Source organism: Limnothrix sp. FACHB-406, from assembly GCF_014698235.1.
Classification (GTDB): domain Bacteria; phylum Cyanobacteriota; class Cyanobacteriia; order CACIAM-69d; family CACIAM-69d; genus CACIAM-69d.
In genome coordinates this window covers 69,290-90,035 of sequence record NZ_JACJSP010000016.1, presented here as the reverse complement: position 1 = coordinate 90,035, position 20,746 = coordinate 69,290, and the positions used below count along the sequence as shown (strand labels likewise).

Here is a 20,746-nt window from a genome sequence, read left to right as displayed (position 1 = left end):
CTATTCACTTTACCAAGGACTGCCGATCGCCACGAAGGCAGCCCAGTAGTAGGGATGAGCCAGGGATCCGGAATTGTCGGGAAGCGACGGCAACGGGATCGGCCCCCGGGCGCTGGATGTGAGGCCGCTCCCTTCAACGCGGACTCGTCCTTCAATCATGGCCATTTGGGCCTGACGCAGGGCTTGGGACTTTGTGGGGGCGATCGAGAGTTGTCGATAAAACTCGCTCATGAGGGCTAGGGTTCCTTCATCGCTCACATACCAAAGGCTGGCAAGGGCAGATTTCACACCCGCCTGTACGGCTAGCCCTGCAAACCCCAACTCCGCATTCGCATCACCCACGGCCGTGCGACAGGCACTCAGCACCAGCAACTCCACGGGGGGATTGTTCAAACTCAGTTCCCGCAGTCGATCGAGCGTCAGGCGCTCCTGATTCCAGAACTGAATGTAGGAATTCACCGGTTGGCCAGGTTTGAATTCGCCGTGGGTGGCCAGGTGCAAAATGGGAGCCGGTTGCCGTTGGCGCTGGTTTTGCAGGTTGGCGATCGTGAAGGCTTCGTTCAAGAAGGTGGTGGTTTGGGCCCGTTCCTGGGCAATGGTTTGCAGTTCCATGGGGACGGCAGGCAGGGGATTTAACCCCGCTGGAAATTCAGAAGCTCCCATGGCCAAAATGGGCGCATTTCGAAGGCTGACGTAGCGGGCATCGGTTAGGTTAACGCTGGGGGTCATGCCTAAGGCAAACCGCTGCACCAAAAATTGCTGACCATCATGCAGGGCGGCCCAGGGGAGCGATCGCAGGCCCACATCGGGGGAGATCAGCAGGGTATCGATCTTTTGGGCGGCCAGTTCTGAGGCGATCGGGGCAATCAACCAGCGATCGAGCTGTTCTGCTGCCGTGCGGTAGGCGTTGCCCCGGCGCAACACAGGATTGGTGATCGCTTGGCGCAGGCGATCGGCGGCGGCCAACACTTCGGCCCGGCCCACGCCCGATCGCCGGTAGATCGGTTCCCCGCTGCTGGTAATCACCACCAGATCCGTTTGTTGTTCCTGCAACATCACGTAGATCAAGGCAGTTTGGCTGTTGGTCTGTTGTCGAATGTCGCTCAACAGTTCCCGTAAAGAGGCACTGCTGACGGGGTTGTTGGAGATTGAACTACCCAAATAGGTCTCAATTTGCTGCGTCCAGGTGTTTTCCAGTTGATCCAAGCCTAGGTCAAAGTTTCCTTCCAAGAAGGTGTCGCCTAGGCTGGCATCCAGGGCTAGATCACCGGCCTCAATGTCAGCCAGCATGGCGAGACTTTCGGGGCCCAGTTCACCGGGGCCAAATTCACCATCGGGCCCCAACTCTCGGGGGTCTGGGCCAAATTCACCATCGGGCCCCGGAGGGTGATCGGGGCCCAACTCCCCTGGATCAAAGGCTAGATTTCCCTCTCCCCCCGGGCCAATGGGGCCAAAGTCCCGATCGCCAAACTCCCCTTGCAGGCCGGGCGGGTCAAACTTTCCGGCTTCAAAGTCGCTGGCAATATCTTGGGCGTTGTTAGGGGGTAGCCGATCGCCCAGTTCATCGAGAGATCCGGGGCGATTGGGAACGCTTGGCAGCACAGGGAACGGCGATTGATCGCGCAACACTTGCAAACCCGTGCCCCCCTCTTGGCCATTAACCGGCCCCGTCACCAAGGCCGCGCCCGGCTCCAGAGTCACCGTTGCGCCAGTGCGGGTGAGTTGCACGGTTCCATCGTCCCCCACGGCAATGCTGGTGGCGACGTTTTCAGCGGGGCCGCTCAGCAGTTCCGGTAGGGTGAGGGGTGCAAAGAATCCCGTATCAGCGGGCCGAATGGGGCTGTTGTTGGGGCTGCTGAGGCCAGGGATGCCAATGTCGAAGCTGAGAATGTTGCCGATCGCCTGGATGCGCACCACCCGATCGCCCTCCACGGCGGCCACTGTGACGGCGTTGGCCCCTGAGGCGATCGATCCCGTAGAAAGCACGGTTCCCCCCAGGAGGGCCACCTGTTGATTCGCTTGAATGGTTCCATCATGAACGATCGACCCGGCCAGGAACGGCGAAAAGGCAAAGGCCGTGGGCGTGCCGTTCAATCCCCGTAAATCATTGCCTTCAAAGACGTTGAACCACTGAAGACCAAATTGCACAGCGTTGGCGCTGGTGGCATAAAAGCTGCCGGGTACGTTCACTTGGGCCGTGCTGCCAAAGACGATGCCCGCCGGGTTCAAAAGATAAAGATTGGCGGAACCGCCGCTCATTTGCACCAGACCATCAATCACCGAGGGATCGCCACTGGTAATGCGGCCAAAGATGTTCTGGATGCTGGGATCGATGATGAAGGTGGCTCTGTCGCCCGGTTCCAGGTCAAATTGCTCAAACCCATGGAAGAGGTTGGTTCCACTGCTCGATCGACTGCCACCTGTGATGTTGAACTGTTGATCATTGGGGCGATCCACAAGGGTTCCCAATCCGTCATCAGCCGGAACCACGTCGGCCAGCGCTGGGCCGCCGATCCAGACTGGGCCGAGGGCGATCGTGAATCCCAACCAAACTCTCAACCAGGGCCAAACTTGCGAGAGTACGCGAAAGGACATGAGGCGATCCTGAGGTAGGGGAGTGGAAATGATGGTTGGCGATCGGGCAATTTCTCGGGACTGGATGAAGCGCCTATTATTCTAGGCTTCGTCCCCTCTTCGTTCGCTGGTTGACCAAAGCCGGTTAACCCAAGCCGGTTAACTCAAGCTGGTTAACCCAAGCTGGTTAACCCAAGCTGGTTAATCAATTGCCTATTTCAGGAGACTAAGCCGTTATGGTGCTAACCGCTTCAATGATGTTGGAATTGGGTACTCTGGCTCCAGATTTTGCCCTGCCGGAGGTGACCACGGGCGAGACCATTTCCCTAGCAACGGTGGCCGATCGCCCGTTGCTGTTGGTGATGTTTCTTTGCCGCCATTGTCCCTATGTCAAGCATATTCAGGCGGAGTTGGCCCGGTTGGGTCGAGATTGGGGCGATCGCGCAGGGATCGTTGCCATCAGCGCTAACGATGCGGTGGCCTATCCCGATGATGCGCCCGATCGGCTGGCGGACTGGGCCCGGGACTGCGGATTCAACTTCCCCCTGTGCTATGACGAAACTCAGGCGGTGGCCCAGGCCTACTCGGCCGCCTGCACCCCAGATTTCTTTGTGTTTAATCGCGATCGCGCTTTGGTCTATCGTGGCCAGCTCGATCGCAGCCGCCCCGGCAACCCAGAACCCAATGATGGGGCAGATTTGCGGGCTGCGTTGGCGGCCGTTTGGGCGGGGGAACCGGTTCCGGAACCCCAAATTCCCAGCTTGGGTTGCAACATCAAGTGGAAACCCGGCAATGAGCCGACCTATTTTGGTCTCAGTGCAGTTTAGGGGGCGGTTTAGGGGATTGCCGGTTGGTCGGATGCTGCCGCCGCCATGCGTTTGGGTTTCGGCCTGGGTTTCAATCTAGGTCTCAATAATGGGCACAAGAAGTTAGCCAACAGCTATGAGCGATCGTCCCCGTTCTCGAAAGAGTCAATCCAAGAGTGGATCCAAGAGTGGATCCAAGATTCAACCCAAGCGTCGATCAACGAGTCGATCAATCCCCCGAAATACCCTATGGGGGGCGATCGGGTTGGTGATGTTGTTGTGGGGGGTGGGTTCTTGGGGCCGCGCCATTGATCCGGCTCCGGGGCGATCGGTCTTGGCGAGTAATCAGCTCATTGGTAATCCGCTTAATGACCAGTTTACTGATCAGTTTGTTGGCCGATTTATTGGCCGATTGGGCGATCAAATTAATGATCAACCCAATAATCAACCCAACGATCAGCAATATCTCAAGAACCAACCCCATCAACCGCTTACTCAGTGGCTGATGAGCACGCGCCGATCGAGCGATCGGCGCTATTCTCGGGCCGCTTTGGACTACTTCATGGAAGTGGCATTTGGAAACGAATTTTCCAATAATCCTGATACAAACTACATTCGCAAGTGGGCGAGTGATCTGCGGTTGGCGGTGCGAGGTGGGCCGACGGCGACCGATCGGGAAACGCTCGATCGAATTGTGGGTGATCTCAATCAATTATTGGGTGGCGCAATTCGGATTCGCTTCACCACCCAAAATCCCAATGTCGTCATTTACTTTGTGCCGGAAGCGGATTTTCCGAAATATGACCCCCACTATGTGCCCCGAAATTTGGGTTTTTTCCGGGTTTGGTGGACGGGCAATTTAGAAATTCAACGGGCCCAAATTTTAATTAGCACTACGGGAGTGACCCAACGGGAGCGATCGCACCTGATTCGCGAAGAACTGACCCAATCTTTGGGCTTGATGAACGATGCGGAAACCTATCGCGACAGTACGTTTTATCAAGGCTGGACGGAAACACAGGATTTTTCACCGCTCGATCGGGATTTAATTCAAATGCTTTACGATCGCCGGGTGCGCAGTGGTCAAACCCGTGAACAAATTCGCCAACTTTTCCGCTAGAGGCGGTCTGAAAAGCAACTCACCGGTAATCATCCAATCATCGGGGCAAGGGGCTTAAGCCCCTTGTCTTTGTCGATTTTAGTCTCTTGTCTCTATCGATCAATGAGACAAAAAAGGCAGTAACTTTGGCTTTTTAGATATTTGCTTTTCAGGCATTTACTTAGAGAGAGTCTGATCACCTTTTACTTTTATTTTTGCCTTTCAAATTTTACTTTTTGCCTTTCAAATTTTACTTTTTACTTTTGAAATCCAAATAAGGCCGACATAGGGGTAAATCAAAATCCTGTGCCCCATGTTGCAAGCGATCGGCAACCCATCGACAGCCATATTCCACAAAATTGAGCGATCGCACTTGGGACAAATTCCAAAGGGTTGCCGTTCGATCTTCGCTGCCGGAAGCGAGCTGTTGCCCATCGGGACTAAAAGACACGCTGCTGACGATCGAGCTATGGCCGCTGAGGGTGGTGATCAGCTTGCCTTCGGGCGATCGCAGCTCGATCGCGCTGTTGTTTTTCGCGATCGCCAGCAACTGCCCATCGGGACTCCAAGCAACCCGCGTCAGACCACTATCACCTTGGGTGGGAATTTGGCGCAGCAGCTCGCCCCGTCGGTTCCAAATCCGCACCTCTTGGTTGCGGCTGGCGGCGGCGATCTGTTCACTGTCGGCCCGAATCGCCAAGCCCCAAATGCCGCTGCCCGTGCCCTTCAGCACTTGGGCCGGTTGTTCCTGAAGTCGGCTGCGAGCGCGATCGGCCCAAGTCCAAAGCTTCACGGTGCTATCGGTGCTGGAGGTGGCCACATAGGAACCATCGGGACTGAAAGCCACATCCCAAATGCGGGCTTTGTGGGCCGGGAACCGTTGCAACTGCACATAGCGCCCATTGTTCTCGTGCCGCCAAAGGTTGAAGTGCAAATCGTCGCCCACCGCTGCCAAATAGCGCCCATCGGGACTGAAGGCCACGCCATGGATCGGGGACTGGCTGCCGGTCATGGATTGGCGGCGATCGGTGGTCACATCCACCCAAGTCAGCTTGCCGTTGGCATCCCCCGCCACAAACTGCGGCTGAGTGGGGTGCAGGGCCAGGCTGTATAGCTCTCCCTCGCTGAGATTGGTGAATTCCCGCACCGGCCGCCCGTTCCGTTGCCAAAAACGCACATCGCTGGCGGTGATGGTGGTCACTTGTGGCCACAGGGGAGAAGACTTGGCGGCATAATTTACCCGCCAAACGGTGGTGGGGTGGTCTTGCAATTGCTCAAAAAAGGCGTTTTCGGTGGCCCAAAACCGCAAAAAGCCATCTTCGCTGACGGAGGCCAGGGTTTTGCCGTCCCTGTTGAAGGAAAGGCCGCGGATGGTGGCCGCATGGCCCGGATAGATCCGCAGCAGGCGACCGGTGGCCGTTTCCCACAGGCGCACGGTGCGATCGGCCGAAGCGGAGGCAAACCGTTGGCCATCGGCGCTGAATGCCACATTAATCACCGCTGCCTCATGGCGCAAAATGGTGCGTACCGGTGTGCCATCGGCCCGCCACAGCCGTAATTGATTGTCTGCGTGGGCCGAGAGGATCAAGTTGCCATCGGGGCTGAAAATGGCATCCCAAACGGCGCTGGCTCCGGCGTTGAATTGGTGTTGGCGTTGCCCCGCGATCGACCAAAGGATCATTTGCCCATCAATGCCGGTGGAGATTACCCGTTGGCTGTTGGGGTGAAAGGCCACGGACCAAACGGTGGATTTGTGGCCCCGCAAGGTGGTTTTTAGATTGCCTGTGGTGGCTGACCAAATTTTGGCGGTCAGGTCGCTGCTGCCGGAAACAATCCATTGCCCATCTTGGCTCCAGTCCACGGACCAGATTCCCCCTTGATGGGCGGTAAATTTCTTGAGCAACCGGCCGGAGTTGCGATCCCAAATGTGCAAGTTGCCGTCAAGGGAGGCGGTCAGCAGCTTTTGATTGTCGGGGCTGAAGGTGGCATCGTAAACCAACGAACTGTGCTCCAAGGTATGAACCAACGAGCCGTTTGAGCGCCACACCTTGGCGGTGCGATCGGTGCCAGTGGTCACGATCGATTGACCATCGGGACTGAATTCCGCGGCCAATGCGCCGCCGGGGTGAGCAAAGCGCTGATTTTTCTCGTTTTCGCCATAAACCGCCTGCTCCAAAACGCTTTGGGTGCGTTGCTTCAGTTCTTGGCGAGTTGGGGCCGGCACAAGGCGCAATTGTTGGAAGCGATCGCGTGCTTGCAAAGCTTGCAATAGGGCATCCAGTCGTTGATCGGAGGCAAAACTCCCTCGGGAGGCGGCAATGGTCGATCGCACGTCGCTGATGGCGGCCTGCTGGTAGGCGTACAGGGTGATGCCACCGGAAACCAAGGAAGCGGCGAGGGTAATGCTCAGGGCCACGAGCAGTTGGCGTTGGCGCTGGACACTGCGTTGCTCAATTTCCAAACGGGCTTCGGCCTCCCGCAGGCGATCGAGTTCCAGTTGTCGCTGAATTTCCAGTTGCTCCAGTTCCTGGCTAGCGGCCAAGTAGCGATAGTCCAAATCATCGAGACTGCGCTTTTGCATCCAATCCAAGGCTTCCCGCAACGGATTGCCCCGCAACAGATAGGACGCATCGCGGTAGTTCGATTCCACCCAAGCATTCAGCCAAGTGGCATAGGGGCGCAGGTCGTCTAACTGTCGATCGACCCAGGCCAGGTTAAAGACTTCCCGGTAAATGCGACATTTAACCCGCAGGTAGCCGTCCCGTTTTTCCACAATTCCCGCCAACAGCAATTCCGTTTGGGCCGCAGACCCATCCGCCTGCACCAGGGGCACGGTGGCTTGGCCCGGTGGGTGGGGCGGTGGATCGGCGCTCAGTTCGGCGCGGCAAATTTGGCGATAGAGCATCAGCCGTCGCCCGGCCGATCGCTCGTCATACAGCAGTCGATCGCGGATGGTTTTCAAGTGCTCCGGTTCATCGGAGGCTTCCCAATGGTTCAGGATTTGGCTTTGAATCAGCCGATCGACAAAAGCCCTGGGCGAAAACTGGGCAGGCGGATTGGCATCGGCGGATAGGTCAGCCACACGATCGGCCGTGCGATCGGCCGCGCGATCGGTAGTTTGGTCAACCGCTGCGGTGGGCATGGCCGCTGATAATTGGCGCGATCGCAACACCAACGCACAAATTTTTTGCACCAAAAATGGTTGCCCATTAGTCCAACGCAAAATTTCCCAAAGTACCCGCTCTGGCTGCGGAACCACATTCACCAACCCCGCCGCCAAACTGCTAACTTCTGAGTGCTGAAACCCTGTTAATTGAATTGCTTGGCCAATGTTGAAGGGTGTTCGACTTTTATCAGAAATTAGCTCGCCGGGAGTGGTGACTCCAAACAGGGCAAAGGTTAATCCTTGATAAAGATCCAACTCCGCGCGGCGGTTGTAGCAGGTGCGAATTAGGGCAAAAAAATCATCCGTGGGAAATTTTAAATTCAGAATCGTATCAATTTCATCAATTAAAATAACTAGGCGGTTTGTAATGCCCGATCGCAAAATTGCATCAATAAATTCCCCCAAACGAGCCGCCGGAGGTAAATAGGCATATTCCTTCCACCAAGACCGCAAATCAAAGGGCAACGGCAGGGGTTTACTCAGCATGGCTGCGATCGCCGCGTACCACTGTTCAATTTCAATTTTTTGCGACCCGATCGCCGTCAGGTCGATCGCCGCGCAGCTAATGCCCTGTTGTTGCAGTTGCATCATGGTGCGCAACCGCAGGCTCGACTTGCCCATCTGCCGCGCATTGAACACATAGCAAAACTCGCCCGCCAGCAGCGCTTGCAAGAGGTAGTCGTCCGCTTGGCGCTTCACGTAAGCCTGCGATCGGGGCGGTACACTGCCCCCCACCTGATAGACAAAATCCGAAGGAGAGGCGGGGTTGATCATGTCATGAAAGAGTTAGGAAAAACTGTCGAAACAGTTCACAACTGGGAAATGCCAAGCGCTGATCAAAAGTAACCAACCCTAATCCCTGGAGTCGAAAGGCCTGTGTGTGGGGCAGTTCTAACCCCTTGGGCGATCGCACCACCTGCTGCATGATTTCTAGGAGTTCCTGTTGTTCCAGCAGCTTCAGCAAGCGGCGTAAGTAACTACTAAAAACGCTATCGGGATTCGTTGCCTGTTGCGGCAAATCCGCCAGGGAAAGTTTTTGATGCGCCAAATAAAATAAGCCAATTTGAGATAGGAAAGGATTCCCCCCTAAAAACGTAAAAATAGCATGGCCATATTCTTTGGCCGCTGTTAGTTGATATTGTTGGGCAAGGGTCACCACCTGTTCACAGGTGAATGCAGGGAGTTCCAACAACAGTCCCACATTAAACGGCGATTGATTGAGACTTAAGGGCAACCAAACTTCCGTGGAGTGGATAATTGCAATGTGTAATTTATGCCAAATAGTTCGATTTTCCAAACCATAGCGCCCCTGCTCATACCAAGATCGCAATAAGCCGAAAAAATCCGTCGCTAATTCGGGATACCCAAAGAGCCGATCTAGCTCGTCTAAAACTAAGAGTAATGGCGCATCCGATTCCGCCAATAGATAGTTTTCAAAATATTCTGAGCAAGCATAACTCACCCCAAACATCGGATCCCACTGATCCGCCAGGCGATCGGCTAGCCCCAAGCTTTTAGCTGCACTGGCGCAAAACCACTTTAAAAACCAGTCTAAGTCTCCTAAAACCTGTCGATCAGCTCCCTGTAAATTGACAACTGCTGTCCGAAATCCTCGCTGCTGAACTTCGCTCAGGGTACGTGCTATTAGGGATGTTTTGCCATATTGCCGAGGAGCCTTGATTCGCACCAGTGATCCCGGCTGAACCACCTCTTCAATACAAAGACTTTCGAGGGGTGGTCGATGAATATAAAACGGAGAGTCGATCGGTAACTGCCCCCGGGGTGGAGCCACTTGCATTGCCCAATCAGTTGATTTTTTGGTGCGTTCAAGATTGCGAACTTGCATAGAAGTTAAATAGTCTCCCTCGCTGAGATCTAAACCAAAAGCCTGAAAATAGAGAAGGAGTGATTGAAAATCCACTAATTTTTCGCGACGGCGCACCTTCGTTAAGGTATTAGGACTCAATTGAGTGAAGCAACTGAGCTGTTCTAAGGTGTAGGGCTTTCCCTGGTTTTGTTGGGTTGCAGAAATTTGCTCTGCGGACTGCAAGCGTTGCCAACCTTGAGGACTTAACATAACGCCGCGATATCGTTTACAGACTTTTGGAATTTCGGCCATTCAGCCCCCAAACCTTACAACTAACTTCGGGGAATTCTGCTGCGATCGCTGCCTTGAGACAGGGCGATCGCCTGTGAAAATAGATGATCTCAATGGATACTTAGGTCGAAAATACTATAGAATTTGTCCATTTCAGCTCCTTTGAGCTTAAGTTGTGGCCTTAAGTTGCGATGTTTAGATGTCAAGCAAGCTGAACTTGTCTAGAATTAATTCTGATCACAAATATCCAATTTTGCAAATGATTGAATTTGTTCTTGAACAGTTTTCATCTGTTTTAATCACTTGATTTCAACGAACGACGATGCACAAAATTGTGTTTTTAGAGGATGTCTGAGCAGTGAATTGAAGTGCTAACTAAGCAGTAACAGGCATGGGATCAAGAAACTTAGACTCCTGATCTTTGCTGCTTGGGAAGACCCGCAATGTATCAATTTTGGCTTCCCAGACATCCTCTTAAAATAATGAAGACGCTTTGCAAGATTCACCATAACAAATCACCATGGCAAAGGCCAACCTAGGTTTTGGCTGCCCATAATTTTGACGCTTTGCATATTTTGATACAGCATGGGTTTTTGGTAATCTTGACCTTGCTCCCGTTATTCCTCTCATTTTCTGAGGATTGAGCTAAGATGGGGAGCTAACAAGCAATGAGCTAATAATTATTTAAACTTCATTTTTTGTTAGGATGCTTAAATGGATCAAGCAGCTCAAGTGTTGCTAATTCTCGAAACCAGAAACATCATCTCCTGCTCATAGTGACCATCTCCCGCTACAGCGAGTACCTTCAATGGATTTGCAAAAAATCAAGGAAATTTTTGAAGCGATCGTTTTGGGCAGCCAATCTTATATGCCCCATGGTCATTGTTATTTGTGGCAAACGCCCTTAGTAGGGCTGCATGTGGTTAGTGATTCACTAATTGCGATCGCCTATTTCTCGATTCCCGCCATGCTGATGTACTTTGCCTATCAGCGTCGGAAATTTTTGCCTATCAGTATTTTTCTGATGTTCGGGGCATTTATTATCCTATGTGGCTTAGGTCATTTGTTGGAAGTTTGGACCCTGTGGTATGGGGCCTATTGGCTAGCGGGAATTGAAAAAGCTTTAACAGCTTTAATTTCTTGTTACACGGCCGTTTCTTTGGTGAATTTATTGCCTCAGTTTTTGTCGCTGCGCAGTCCGGACGAACTGGAGCGAATTAATCAACAATTGCAGCAGGAGGTTAGCAGTCGTGAGCTTATTGCCCAAGAATTAGCCCAAATTAATCAAAATTTGGAGGCCCGAATTGCCGATCGCACCGTTGAGTTACAAACCAAAAATACTCAACTGATGCGAGAGATTCAGGAACGCCAATCGATTGAACAGTCTTTGGCGCGGCGGTTGGCCTGTGAACAAATTTTTTCTAAAACCTTGCAGCGTGTTTGGACGACGGCAGACTTTGAACCCCTGTTTCAAACCCTAGTGCAAGATGTTCGAGAATTTTTGCAGGTCGATCGGGTGCTGATTTTTCAGCTCAATGGGGACTTCAGCGGTGCAATTTCAACGGAATCTGTTTCGGATCCCAGCTTGAGTTTGTTGGGACAATCCTTCACAGATCCTTGTTTTCAAGAAAAACATGCTCCTCTGTACCAAGCAGGACGCATTTGCATGATTGAAGACATTGAAGCCAGTCCCTTGCAAGAATGTCATCGAGAATTTTTGCGTAGTTTGCGAGTGCGCAGCAACTTAGTAATTCCAATTTTATGGAAATCAGAATCTAGTGATTTAGATTGGCAGGAAAACCTTGATGATCAAGCAATTACTCCGGCTCATTTTTATCTTTGGGGATTATTGATTGCCCAATCCTGTCAGGGGGCACGATCTTGGGACAATTTGGAAGTGGAAGCATTGCAACAATTAAGTTTGCAATTGGGAATTGCCCTGCGTCAAAGTAAGTTGATGAACCGATTGCAGGAAGAATTGCAAGAAAAACAACAAACTGCTTTGGCCCTGCAAGCTTCTGAACAAGAAGCACGACAGCAGGCCGCATCATTAGCCACAACATTAAATCAACTGCAAGCAACCCAAGCTCAGTTGGTGCAGTCCGAAAAGTTGGCTTCTTTGGGCAAAATGGTTGGCGGCATTGCCCATGAAATTAATAATCCCTTGAGCTTTATTTATGGCAACTTAACCCACGCTCAAGAATATAGTCATCAAGTATTTCAAGGACTTGACCTCTATCAACAGCATTATCCTAATCCAGTGGATCCGATCGCTCAGTGGCTCTCGGAAGTGGAATTTGAATTTCTAAAAACTGATTTTCCTAATCTTCTGACATCTATGAAAAACGGAGCCGATCGAATTCGTGAAATTGTGTTGTTGTTGCGCAATTTTTCGCGATTGGATGAATCAGAACTCAAATCCGTTGACATTCACGACGGAATTAATAGCACACTCAGCATTTTAACTGAGCGATTTCTAGAGTCCACTTGCGGTCAAGTGATTCAGTCCCATTGCGCCTACGATCGCGATATTCCCACGGTGGAATGCTATCCCGGTTTGCTGAATCAAGCGCTGTTTAATCTGTTTAGCAATGCGCTGGATGCCATTGAGGAACGCTGTCGATTGCAAGAAATGTTTGTGCCCATGGTGAAGGTGGAAACACGCCTGATTTGTCAGCAACATGCCAATGGTTTGACCTTGCAACGGTTTGCACAAATTCAAATTACTGACAATGGTTCAGGGATTGACCCAGCGTTGGCAGATAAGATTTTTGATCCCTTTTTCACCACCAAACCGATCGGGCAGGGGACTGGAATGGGCCTGGCGAATGCCTACCAAATCATTGTGAAACGACATCACGGGGAACTTTGGTATCAGGTGAATGAGCAGGGACAAACCCAATTTGTGGTGAAAATCCCGATCGAGCAATATTTTTCCAGTCCTGCTGCCACCGAGCGATCGGTTTCACCGGCCATGACGATCGATTCCTTGAGCAATTTTGCGCCCCGGATCTAGGAGTTAATGCTCAAGCACTCGAACCCCAGAATATTTCTAGAAAAATTTGTCTAAAATGATCAAATGATTGGCAAAAGAGCAGCAAGCTCGAAGTTTTAGGACTCTGATTCACGAGCCGGAAACGATCGATAAATTTCCATAATAAAGGCTGTTCCCTTGCCTGGCTCCGACAAGCAGGACAACATTCCTCCGTGCAAGTTCACAATAATTTGATGGCTAATGGCTAGCCCCATACCGATTCCTTTACCCACTGATTTTGTGGTGTAAAACGGGTCAAAAGCTTGGCGGCGTAATTCGTCACTCATCCCCAAGCCATTGTCTGAAATCGCAATTCGCACGCGGTCTGGCTCAACGGTTTCAGTGCGCACGGTGATGGTTGGCAGGGTATCCGGTGGGTAGCTGTCGCCCACACCCTGATCCAACGCTTCGATCGCGTTTAAAAGCACTTGCATAAAGCATTGGTTTAACTGCCCGATCGCACAATCAACCAAGGGCAAATCCCCATAATCGCGCACCACTTGAATGGATGGACGTTTGCCATTTCCGGCTAAGTGAACCCCCATCAGACTAATAGTCGCGTCAAGGTTTTCATGCAAATCAGTAAACTTAATCGTTGACTCATCCAAGCGCGAAAACATGCGCAAGAGATTCACGACGGTTTTAATGCGATTAGCTCCCACGAACATAGAGCTAAAAAGGGGCGAAAAATCTTCAGTAATATATTCCAAATCCAACTCCGCAAGGACTGTGGTAATATCCTCGTGGGGATTGGGATAATGTTTTTTATAGAGGCTCACTAAGTTTAATAGTTCCTCTAGATAGGTTTGGCAGTGATGAAGATTGCCGTGAATAAAGTTAATGGGATTATTAATTTCATGGGCCACGCCCGCCACTAAACGCCCTAAGGCTGACATTTTTTCTGCATGAACTAAGGTGATTTGCGCCTTTTGTAAATTCTCAAGGGCTTGGGCTAGTTTTTTACTTTTTTCGGTAGCGACTTGGGCAATTTCCTGGCGACGCTTCACCTCCGCTTCCAGTTGAATTGCTTTTCGCCGCAGCTCCAATTGGGCAATGACCTGACGACCCAGCGCATCTAGGGCTTCCATTTGCTGGGTTGTTAGCTGTCGGGGCGTTTTGTCAATCACGCACAATGTCCCGATCGCATGGCCATTGGTCGTAACCAAAGGTGTACCGGCATAGAATCGAATTTTTGGCTCGTTCAGTACTAGGGGATTATTGGCAAAACGTCCATCCTCCAGGGCATCTTCCACAATCAAAACTTCATCGGGCTGGCAAATCGCATGGGCACAAAAAGCCTGGCTGCGTGGAGTTTGTGTGGCATCAATTCCATGACGAGACTTAAACCATTGCCGCTCGCCATCCAGCAAGCTAATGAGCGAAATGGGAGTGCCGCAAATTTGGGCTGCAATCTTGGTCAAATCATCGTATTGACGCTCGGGAACCGTGTCCAAAATTTGATAGTCGAGCAGGTCTTGTAATCGTTCCTCTTCATCAGTGGGAAGGGGAAACAGCCCATGACCATCATGGGCTACGTCACTGGCTGGCAAATCCATGTCCAACTCCGGGGATGGAACGCGATCGGGATTGAGATTGTGATCAGCGTGATCAGATGAATTCAGCTTCAAAGTTGGTTGCTTAGGAGTGGTGTGGATCAGGTCAGGATAGCTGGCAAAGGCGGAGTTTTCTGACAAAGGAGAACCCAACAGAGCGGTCGATCGCGCGGCCTAGGTTGCTGGAGCCATGGAGGTTGAATCATAGCCCAAAACTGCCTTAGCCTGGGCGATCGCGCCCGATTGACGCTTAAAGAGCAAGCGGCGCTGAAGCCACTGAAACCAAGCCTTGAAGATGCGCATCATTGGGCGTTTGATTGACCTGCTGATTGGCCTGCTAGGTTCACTGACCTACTGACTGTCGATCGCGGAGGTGTCTCCCCAGGTTACTCTAACGTCGCAAGATGGTAAAACTCGGGAAGAGATGATGTACTGACATCACAATTTAGCAGAGCCAGGAACACAACTTAACCCCCTGAAATGTTTCCTGAATTCATTGAATATTCAATCAATGTTCATGCCAGAGGGGCTGGTTTCAGGAAACCCAATCGGTCAGGATCTTTAAGCAGCAGCTTGCGAAGATTACCAAAGCGCCAATCGTTATAGGATCAAGGGTCTGAACTCCCTTGTTTTTATGCACTTGTCTTTGTTGATCGCTTGGGCTAGCCGTGCATTGTTTTTGGCGATTCAGACATTTTTTTAGGATATAGCTTTCACTCGGGATTTTCTAAAATTGCTTGATTTCCACTCAAAACAATTGATTAAGTGGCGAAATTGACCCATCACTAGGATTTTGCGCCAAATCTTCAAAGGTGGTGAATCGTTCCTGTTGCAGTTGTTGTAAGTAGCGGCGTTCTTGATAATAAAGATCGTGGAAGGTTTGTTGCTGTTCGTAGGCACGATTGAGATTTTCTTCAAGGCGTTCCAGGTCGATCGGGTCGGGAGCCAGGGCCAAATTGCCGGCCACACCGCCGCCGCCGCCGCCACCGCCGCCACTCCGCAGACTAATCACCTTATCGTTTCCGGAGCCGATCGGGGGTTCACCGGCAAAGACCCGCCGCAACGCTTCGGCAGCCACTTCCGCTTGCAGGTAATGGGAGAGCCAAGCATCCAGCAAGTGGCGGCAACGCTTGGCACATTGCAGGCTTTCGAGGGTGGCGATCGCGGCGCGGATGGTCAGGCCGGGGCGATCGAGATCCAAAAGGGTACGTTCATCTAAGCTCAAAAGCCGATCGACCATGGCCAAATCCTCATGGGAAAGGTCTGGATTCGATCGCAACTCGATCGCCAATTCAGTCGCCTCCTGACCCCATTGATCCTGGAGCTGCAAAATCTGCCGCCACAAAAAACGATGGTGTGACAGGCCAAACTCCAACTCCCGCTCCTCCAAAATGGCCAAGATTTGCTGGCGACGATCGGGACGGTGCAAATAAATCCGCAAGAGTTGTCCCTCCGCCGACTCCCGCAGGCTGCTATCGCCCGATCGTTGCCACTTGGCCGATCGCCCGTGCCAGCGCTGGCCCTGCACCTGCGATCGCAAGTCCTGCTCCAATTGCAGCGTGAAGTAGCTGTCCTTTTGGCCCAGCAGGTCGGCACAGCGGCGGATGTAGTGGCTGCGGGTGGCGGGATTGGGCAGTTGGCTCAGGAGCTTCACCGCATCGCCCACGGCCGCCTGGAATTGGTCGGCTAAGCGCAAATCCCGGGAACCGATCGCCCGATCGAGCTGCCAATCGAGCCAGAGGGGCGCATCGGCGATCAGGGTGCGGTAATGATCCGGGCTGTAGGTTTTCAGGAACTCATCGGCATCCTTGCCCCCCGGCAAATTCAACACCCGCAGTTGAATTTCGCCCCGATAAGCCAGCCCTTCCACCTCCCCGATCGCCCGCTCCGTGGCCTTTTGGCCCGCCGAGTCCGCATCGAAGTTCAGGATAATTTGCTTCGATTCCGTGAACCGCGTCAGCAGCTTCACCTGGGCCAAGCTCAGGGCCGTGCCCAAAGCTGCCACAGCGTTTTCAATGCCCGCCGTATGGAGCGCAATCACATCGAAATAGCCTTCCACGACGATCGCCGCGTCGGTTTTGGCGATCGCCGTTTTGGCCTGGTCTAGCCCAAAAAGCGTCTTGCCCTTGTCAAATAGCTCCGTTTCCGGCGAGTTCAGATACTTTGGCTCGTCGCCGTTCAGCGTCCGCCCCCCAAAGCCGATCGTCCGGCCCTGGGGATCGCGAATGGGCACCATCAGCCGATCGCGGAATCGATCGTAATAGCCACCGCCCGCCTTCCGGGGCACAATCAACCCCGCCTTTTCCACCAGCGAAACGGCATAGCGTTTTTGATCCACCAAGTACCGATACAGGGCATCCCAGCCGGCCGGCGAGTAGCCCAAATTAAACGCCTGAATCGTGTCCTGGCGCAGTTGCCGTTCTTCCAGCAAGTAATCCATGGCCCGCGCCCCCACAGGTTGGGTCAGGGCATGGGCATAGAACCCGGCCGCCACGGCCAGGACTTCATAGAGCTGTTCGCGCTCGGTGATTTGCCGCTGAATTTCCTGGCGTTGTTCCGGTTCCAGGGTTTGCACGGGTACTTGGTAGCGCCGCGCCAAATCCAACACCACGTCACCAAACGATCGCTTGTCCAGCTCCATCAAAAACTTGATGGCATTGCCCCCAGCCCCACAGGAGAAGCAGTAATAGAACCCTTTGGTGGCGCTGACGGTGAAGCTGGGGGATTTGTCGTCGTGGAAGGGACAGAGGCCTTTGAAGTCTTTGCCGTTTTTTTTCAGCACGACCCGTTCCGAGACCACATCTACGATGTCGGCTCGTTGTTTGACGGTTTCTACGGTGTCGGGATGAAGACGCACGATCGGGCGGGGCAAGTCGAACGGCTATTGTCCTATTATCGCGACCCGATCGGGGGATTGAGCGGCCAAGGGCGATCGCGAAAGCTGAATTTTTGTGGATCTCACCCATGGCAGGTCGAATAGACCAAGGGCAAGATTTTGAAAAACAACAGGATCACGGGCAAAAATTATCGCCAGCCCCGATCGCGCAGATGTTGAACATCTTGCTCAAGGTCTTCTACGTCGTAATGAACGCAAATGCCGCGATTTGCCAGCAGCTTTTGAAAGCTCATGATTTCTATCCCGGCAATTTTGCTGGCGCGACCGAGGGAAATTCGCTCTTGTTGAAACAGAGCAATGGCAATTTCTCGAAGCCAGTCGCTCTGGTTAAAAGTTTCTGCCTGACTAAGGCTATCAGGTAGGTTCAGAGTAATTTGCATCGAATTTTCCTCACGGATCATCTGCGGTCTGATTTACCTTTGTATGCTAGCCTAAGCCGTCTTTAGTCTGTAGAGTAAGTATTGTTTACCTACACCTAATAGTCGATATAGTCGATCTCTAGAGCAATTTGATCGCATTGCGAGAAACAGCGATCATTGTTTTGAGCATGGATACCGTTTGGCTAGATAGTGATGGCCTGCTAACTACTCCTTTCGGGCAAGGCTTTCTGAGTGGCAATCTGAAAGTCAATACTGCTATACATCTCAAGCCTGCGCTGAAAATTGTTATAGTCTGCAATGCAGTCATTTAACTTATGAAGAATTTTAGATTCCACGAAATATTCAATCGAATATTTATTTTCACGATGTTTGTAAATTGAGATTTCTTGAACAAAAATTGTAATTGCTTCATACAAAATTTTGAGATCTTCTAAAGACTCAACTTTGGTTAAGCGAATTGCGAGCGAACGAAATTCAGAGCAAATTTCTGGTGCTTTTTCTTTAGGAATTCCATGATCTTTATAGTAAATTCCCAATAATCTTGCCAAAGATTGAGATTGTTTCGCAGTTTCCTGAATCTTGAATTGGGCTTTCTCGATGGGGGCAAGGAAGCGATCAAGCAATAACTGCTCAACAAACTGATCTCGTAAATTGGAGTTATCAATGATTTGAAGCTCCATCATCTCCTTACGAAATTTCATGATCTTTCGCTCATGGGACTGCTGCTTTTTCTGACGTAGTAACCCAATAATTCCACCTAGCATACCGCTGCTACCACTCACAGCCGAAAATGCTTGAACCGGGTTCATATCAGATCTCCAATAAATCTTATCTGCACTGAATTTTAATCAGAAGACCGCCTTAGACCGCAAGCAAATGTGGATTATTAGACAGTCAATCGGGTGAGTATTACCCACCTACACCTAATAACCCATCGCTAAAGCAATTCGATCACACCTTGGGAAGTGGCGATCATTGTTTTGAGCATGGGTAGCATTGGGCTAGATAGCAGTGAGCAGTGCTCGCCTTACTCGCTCTTGCGCTGTTCTACTGACTCGCGCAAATTAACAAAGTCTCTGCCCGTTTCAGTTGTCCACACGTACTCTGACAAATTTTCACCGTGCTCAGGAATTCTGCCAATAACATTGTCTTTCACCTCTATATAACCAATGACACGAAGATAACGAAGTTCGCGATCTAGAATTCCATTAGGCTTTTTATGATATTTGCCAAAATCACCTGAAGCTATTTTCTTTAAGCTTGTGTACGTGCCAGAACCCATTGAGAGTAATAGTAGATTGTCGATCTTGTCCTCATTAGACTCAATCTTGGCTTGGGCCTCTATCAAATTATCCTCAGTTGTCTTTAACCTCGAACTGATATCGCTCAGCGCAATCTGTTGTTCATCTCTACTGAAATTAGATTTTGTTACGTCCTCAAGCCAAAAAGAAAAGATTAAGAGGGTTGTGATGGCAATAATAGCGAGCAGGAGACCTGTAGCAAATTGGGTGGTTAGTAGCTTGACGAGTAAAACTGCGTCAACTATAGCTACTCCAATAAAAACTGCCCATGACTTAGTTGATGACATCATTACTGCTTCATAGCCTCTTCTGCTAGATTGAATCAGTTCCTTCTATTTACTTTTTAGCCCTACCAAGTACGATATCAGACCAAGAGCAAACACCGAATTAGGAGTTGGTAGGATGGGCAAACTCAACCTGATCGCTAAAGCAATCTGATCACGCTATGGGAAGCGGCGATTATTGTTTTGAGCATGGATACCATTGGACTAGATAGCAATAGCAGTGGCTAATGCCTGCCCTACTTGCTGTAACGCCTGATTTTGCAATTCTAGTAGCGTCATCAGCGCCCTCTCAATGACTCTCTATCAATTGTAATCAATTCTAGAGTGCTGCTGCTCTCGGTCTCAGTCGATCGATCAATCATCACCTCACATCACCTTATGGGGTCACAGCCCCCGAATGGCCAGCGCGGTGATCCCAGGGGCGATCGGTTAAACCTGAAGGAGGCGCGATCGGGTGGCTTCCACAGAGTAGCGATCCCAAACGCGATCGGATTCACAAAGACCCGGGGGGGAATTTTTATGGATGGTCTCTACACATTAGCCAACGATGTGGTTCTGGATCAGCTCATTGCCTTTTTGAACAGCGTTGAAGCCAACGGCGGCCGCTTGGCCGATGGCAGTCCTTATCCAGTGCTGGTTTGTCCCTATGACCATCGGATCGATCGCCTGAAAACCGTCTTGGCCGACTGGCCCCACGTGCAAATTTTGGAAGATTGGGACTTAATTGCCCACTGGGATCAATTTTCCAAATCCGTCATTGAAGCCACCCCCCTGGCCTTGCAGCTTTATGAACAAGAACCGAATCTTTATGGGCGCACCATGGGCGGGCGACGGCGGTTAGCGGCCTTCGATGGCCCGTTCGATCGATTCATTTATCTGGATGCGGATACCTTAGTGCTCCAGCCCCTCGCGCCCTGGTTTGCGGCCTTGGAAACCGCCGATTGGGTCACCTACGATTTTCAGTACAAAGACCCCGCCCATGTGTATCGGGTGGCGAGTCCTCTGTTGCAATCGCTGTTTTCACCGGAGCAAATGCAGCAATCGCTGTTTTGTTCGGGGCTGTATGCCACCAAGCGAGGCGTGCTGACCCTCGATCGCTGCGATGAATTGTTGAAACAGCTTCAGGCCGGCGAGTCAGATGTGCTCTATCCCCGATCGGCCGATCAGGCACTGTTGAACTATTTGGTGATGCGATCGAACCTCAAGGTTCATAACTGTGCGCACCATTGGCCCAAGGAAAAGGTCACGGGCAATAGCGTCACTTCAAAACATTTTGTGGAGCGATCGGGGCAAGTGTTCGATCGCGATCGCCCCCTGCTTTATTTGCACTACATCGGTCTATCGTCGTCCCTATTTTCCAGGGTTTGCGCGGGCGAAAACATCACCTTTCCCTATCGCGACACCTTCTTGCACTACCGCTACCTCAAGCATCCGCAGCAGCGCCCCCGCTTGGTCGGTCGCCCCCGGGCCCATAATGCGCCTCCGAGTTTATGGGAGCGGGCCCAACGGAAATTCAAGCAGAAATTTAAACAATGGATGCGCAAGTCAGCCTAAT

At 51.5% G+C, this 20,746-nt stretch carries 14 protein-coding genes; 5 read left to right on the top strand and 9 right to left on the bottom strand.

Translation table 11 applies throughout. The features are described from left to right. Positions 1-9: 9 nt before the first annotated feature. The gene (locus tag H6G53_RS14735; RefSeq protein ID WP_190534212.1) at positions 10-2,595 is read right to left on the bottom strand and encodes a CHAT domain-containing protein; all 2,586 of its coding nucleotides are present in this window, start codon (positions 2,593-2,595) and stop codon (positions 10-12) included. 215 nt (positions 2,596-2,810) lie between these two features. On the opposite strand from H6G53_RS14735, the gene H6G53_RS14730 reads away from it, so the two are divergent. After that, positions 2,811-3,401, top strand: a complete 591-nt coding sequence (locus tag H6G53_RS14730; RefSeq protein WP_190534210.1) for a thioredoxin family protein — start codon at positions 2,811-2,813, stop codon at positions 3,399-3,401. 115 nt (positions 3,402-3,516) lie between these two features. Continuing rightward, a complete protein-coding gene (locus tag H6G53_RS14725) occupies positions 3,517-4,500 on the top strand; it encodes a DUF2927 domain-containing protein (RefSeq protein WP_190534208.1) in 984 nt (327 codons plus the stop codon). A gap of 229 nt (positions 4,501-4,729) precedes the next feature. Here H6G53_RS14725 and H6G53_RS14720 read toward each other — a convergent pair whose 3' ends face one another. After that, positions 4,730-8,419 carry an AAA-like domain-containing protein gene (locus tag H6G53_RS14720; protein WP_190534206.1) on the bottom strand — a complete coding sequence of 1,230 codons (3,690 nt, stop codon included), beginning with the start codon at positions 8,417-8,419 and terminating at the stop codon, positions 4,730-4,732. Position 8,420: 1 nt separating this feature from the next. Continuing rightward, positions 8,421-9,722 (bottom strand): AAA-like domain-containing protein, encoded by a 1,302-nt coding sequence (locus tag H6G53_RS14715; protein ID WP_242030926.1) that lies wholly within the window; start codon positions 9,720-9,722, stop codon positions 8,421-8,423. A gap of 829 nt (positions 9,723-10,551) precedes the next feature. On the opposite strand from H6G53_RS14715, the gene H6G53_RS14710 reads away from it, so the two are divergent. After that, on the top strand, positions 10,552-12,759 hold the full coding sequence (locus H6G53_RS14710) for an ATP-binding protein (RefSeq protein ID WP_190534201.1): 2,208 nt from the start codon (positions 10,552-10,554) through the stop codon (positions 12,757-12,759). A 95-nt stretch (positions 12,760-12,854) separates the two neighbouring features. On the opposite strand, the gene H6G53_RS14705 is transcribed toward H6G53_RS14710, so the two are convergent. The 3 genes from H6G53_RS14705 to dnaG form a co-directional block, all read right to left on the bottom strand. Beyond that, positions 12,855-14,471, bottom strand: coding sequence for a sensor histidine kinase (locus tag H6G53_RS14705; RefSeq protein WP_199309267.1), 1,617 nt, complete (start codon positions 14,469-14,471; stop codon positions 12,855-12,857). 33 nt (positions 14,472-14,504) lie between these two features. Further along, entirely contained in the window at positions 14,505-14,636 is a 132-nt protein-coding gene (locus H6G53_RS19020; protein ID WP_255512377.1) for a hypothetical protein, read from the bottom strand. A gap of 442 nt (positions 14,637-15,078) precedes the next feature. Continuing rightward, positions 15,079-17,187: a DNA primase gene (gene dnaG, locus H6G53_RS14700; RefSeq protein WP_347343145.1), complete on the bottom strand. Its 2,109-nt coding sequence runs from the start codon at positions 17,185-17,187 to the stop codon at positions 15,079-15,081. On the opposite strand from dnaG, the gene H6G53_RS19015 reads away from it, so the two are divergent. After that, positions 17,176-17,310: a hypothetical protein gene (locus H6G53_RS19015; RefSeq protein ID WP_255512378.1), complete on the top strand. Its 135-nt coding sequence runs from the start codon at positions 17,176-17,178 to the stop codon at positions 17,308-17,310. The genes dnaG and H6G53_RS19015 overlap by 12 nt on opposite strands. Before the next feature lie 44 nt (positions 17,311-17,354). Here H6G53_RS19015 and H6G53_RS14695 read toward each other — a convergent pair whose 3' ends face one another. From H6G53_RS14695 to H6G53_RS14685, 3 genes are all read right to left on the bottom strand, one after another. Beyond that, entirely contained in the window at positions 17,355-17,606 is a 252-nt protein-coding gene (locus H6G53_RS14695) for a UPF0175 family protein (RefSeq protein WP_190534195.1), read from the bottom strand. A gap of 200 nt (positions 17,607-17,806) precedes the next feature. Further along, on the bottom strand, positions 17,807-18,415 hold the full coding sequence (locus H6G53_RS14690; protein ID WP_190534191.1) for a hypothetical protein: 609 nt from the start codon (positions 18,413-18,415) through the stop codon (positions 17,807-17,809). A gap of 218 nt (positions 18,416-18,633) precedes the next feature. Then, on the bottom strand, positions 18,634-19,194 hold the full coding sequence (locus tag H6G53_RS14685; RefSeq protein ID WP_190534161.1) for a hypothetical protein: 561 nt from the start codon (positions 19,192-19,194) through the stop codon (positions 18,634-18,636). A 375-nt stretch (positions 19,195-19,569) separates the two neighbouring features. Here H6G53_RS14685 and H6G53_RS14680 point away from each other — a divergent pair, with 375 nt between their 5' ends. Next, entirely contained in the window at positions 19,570-20,745 is a 1,176-nt protein-coding gene (locus H6G53_RS14680; RefSeq protein ID WP_242030925.1) for an Npun_R2821/Npun_R2822 family protein, read from the top strand. Position 20,746: the final 1 nt, after the last annotated feature.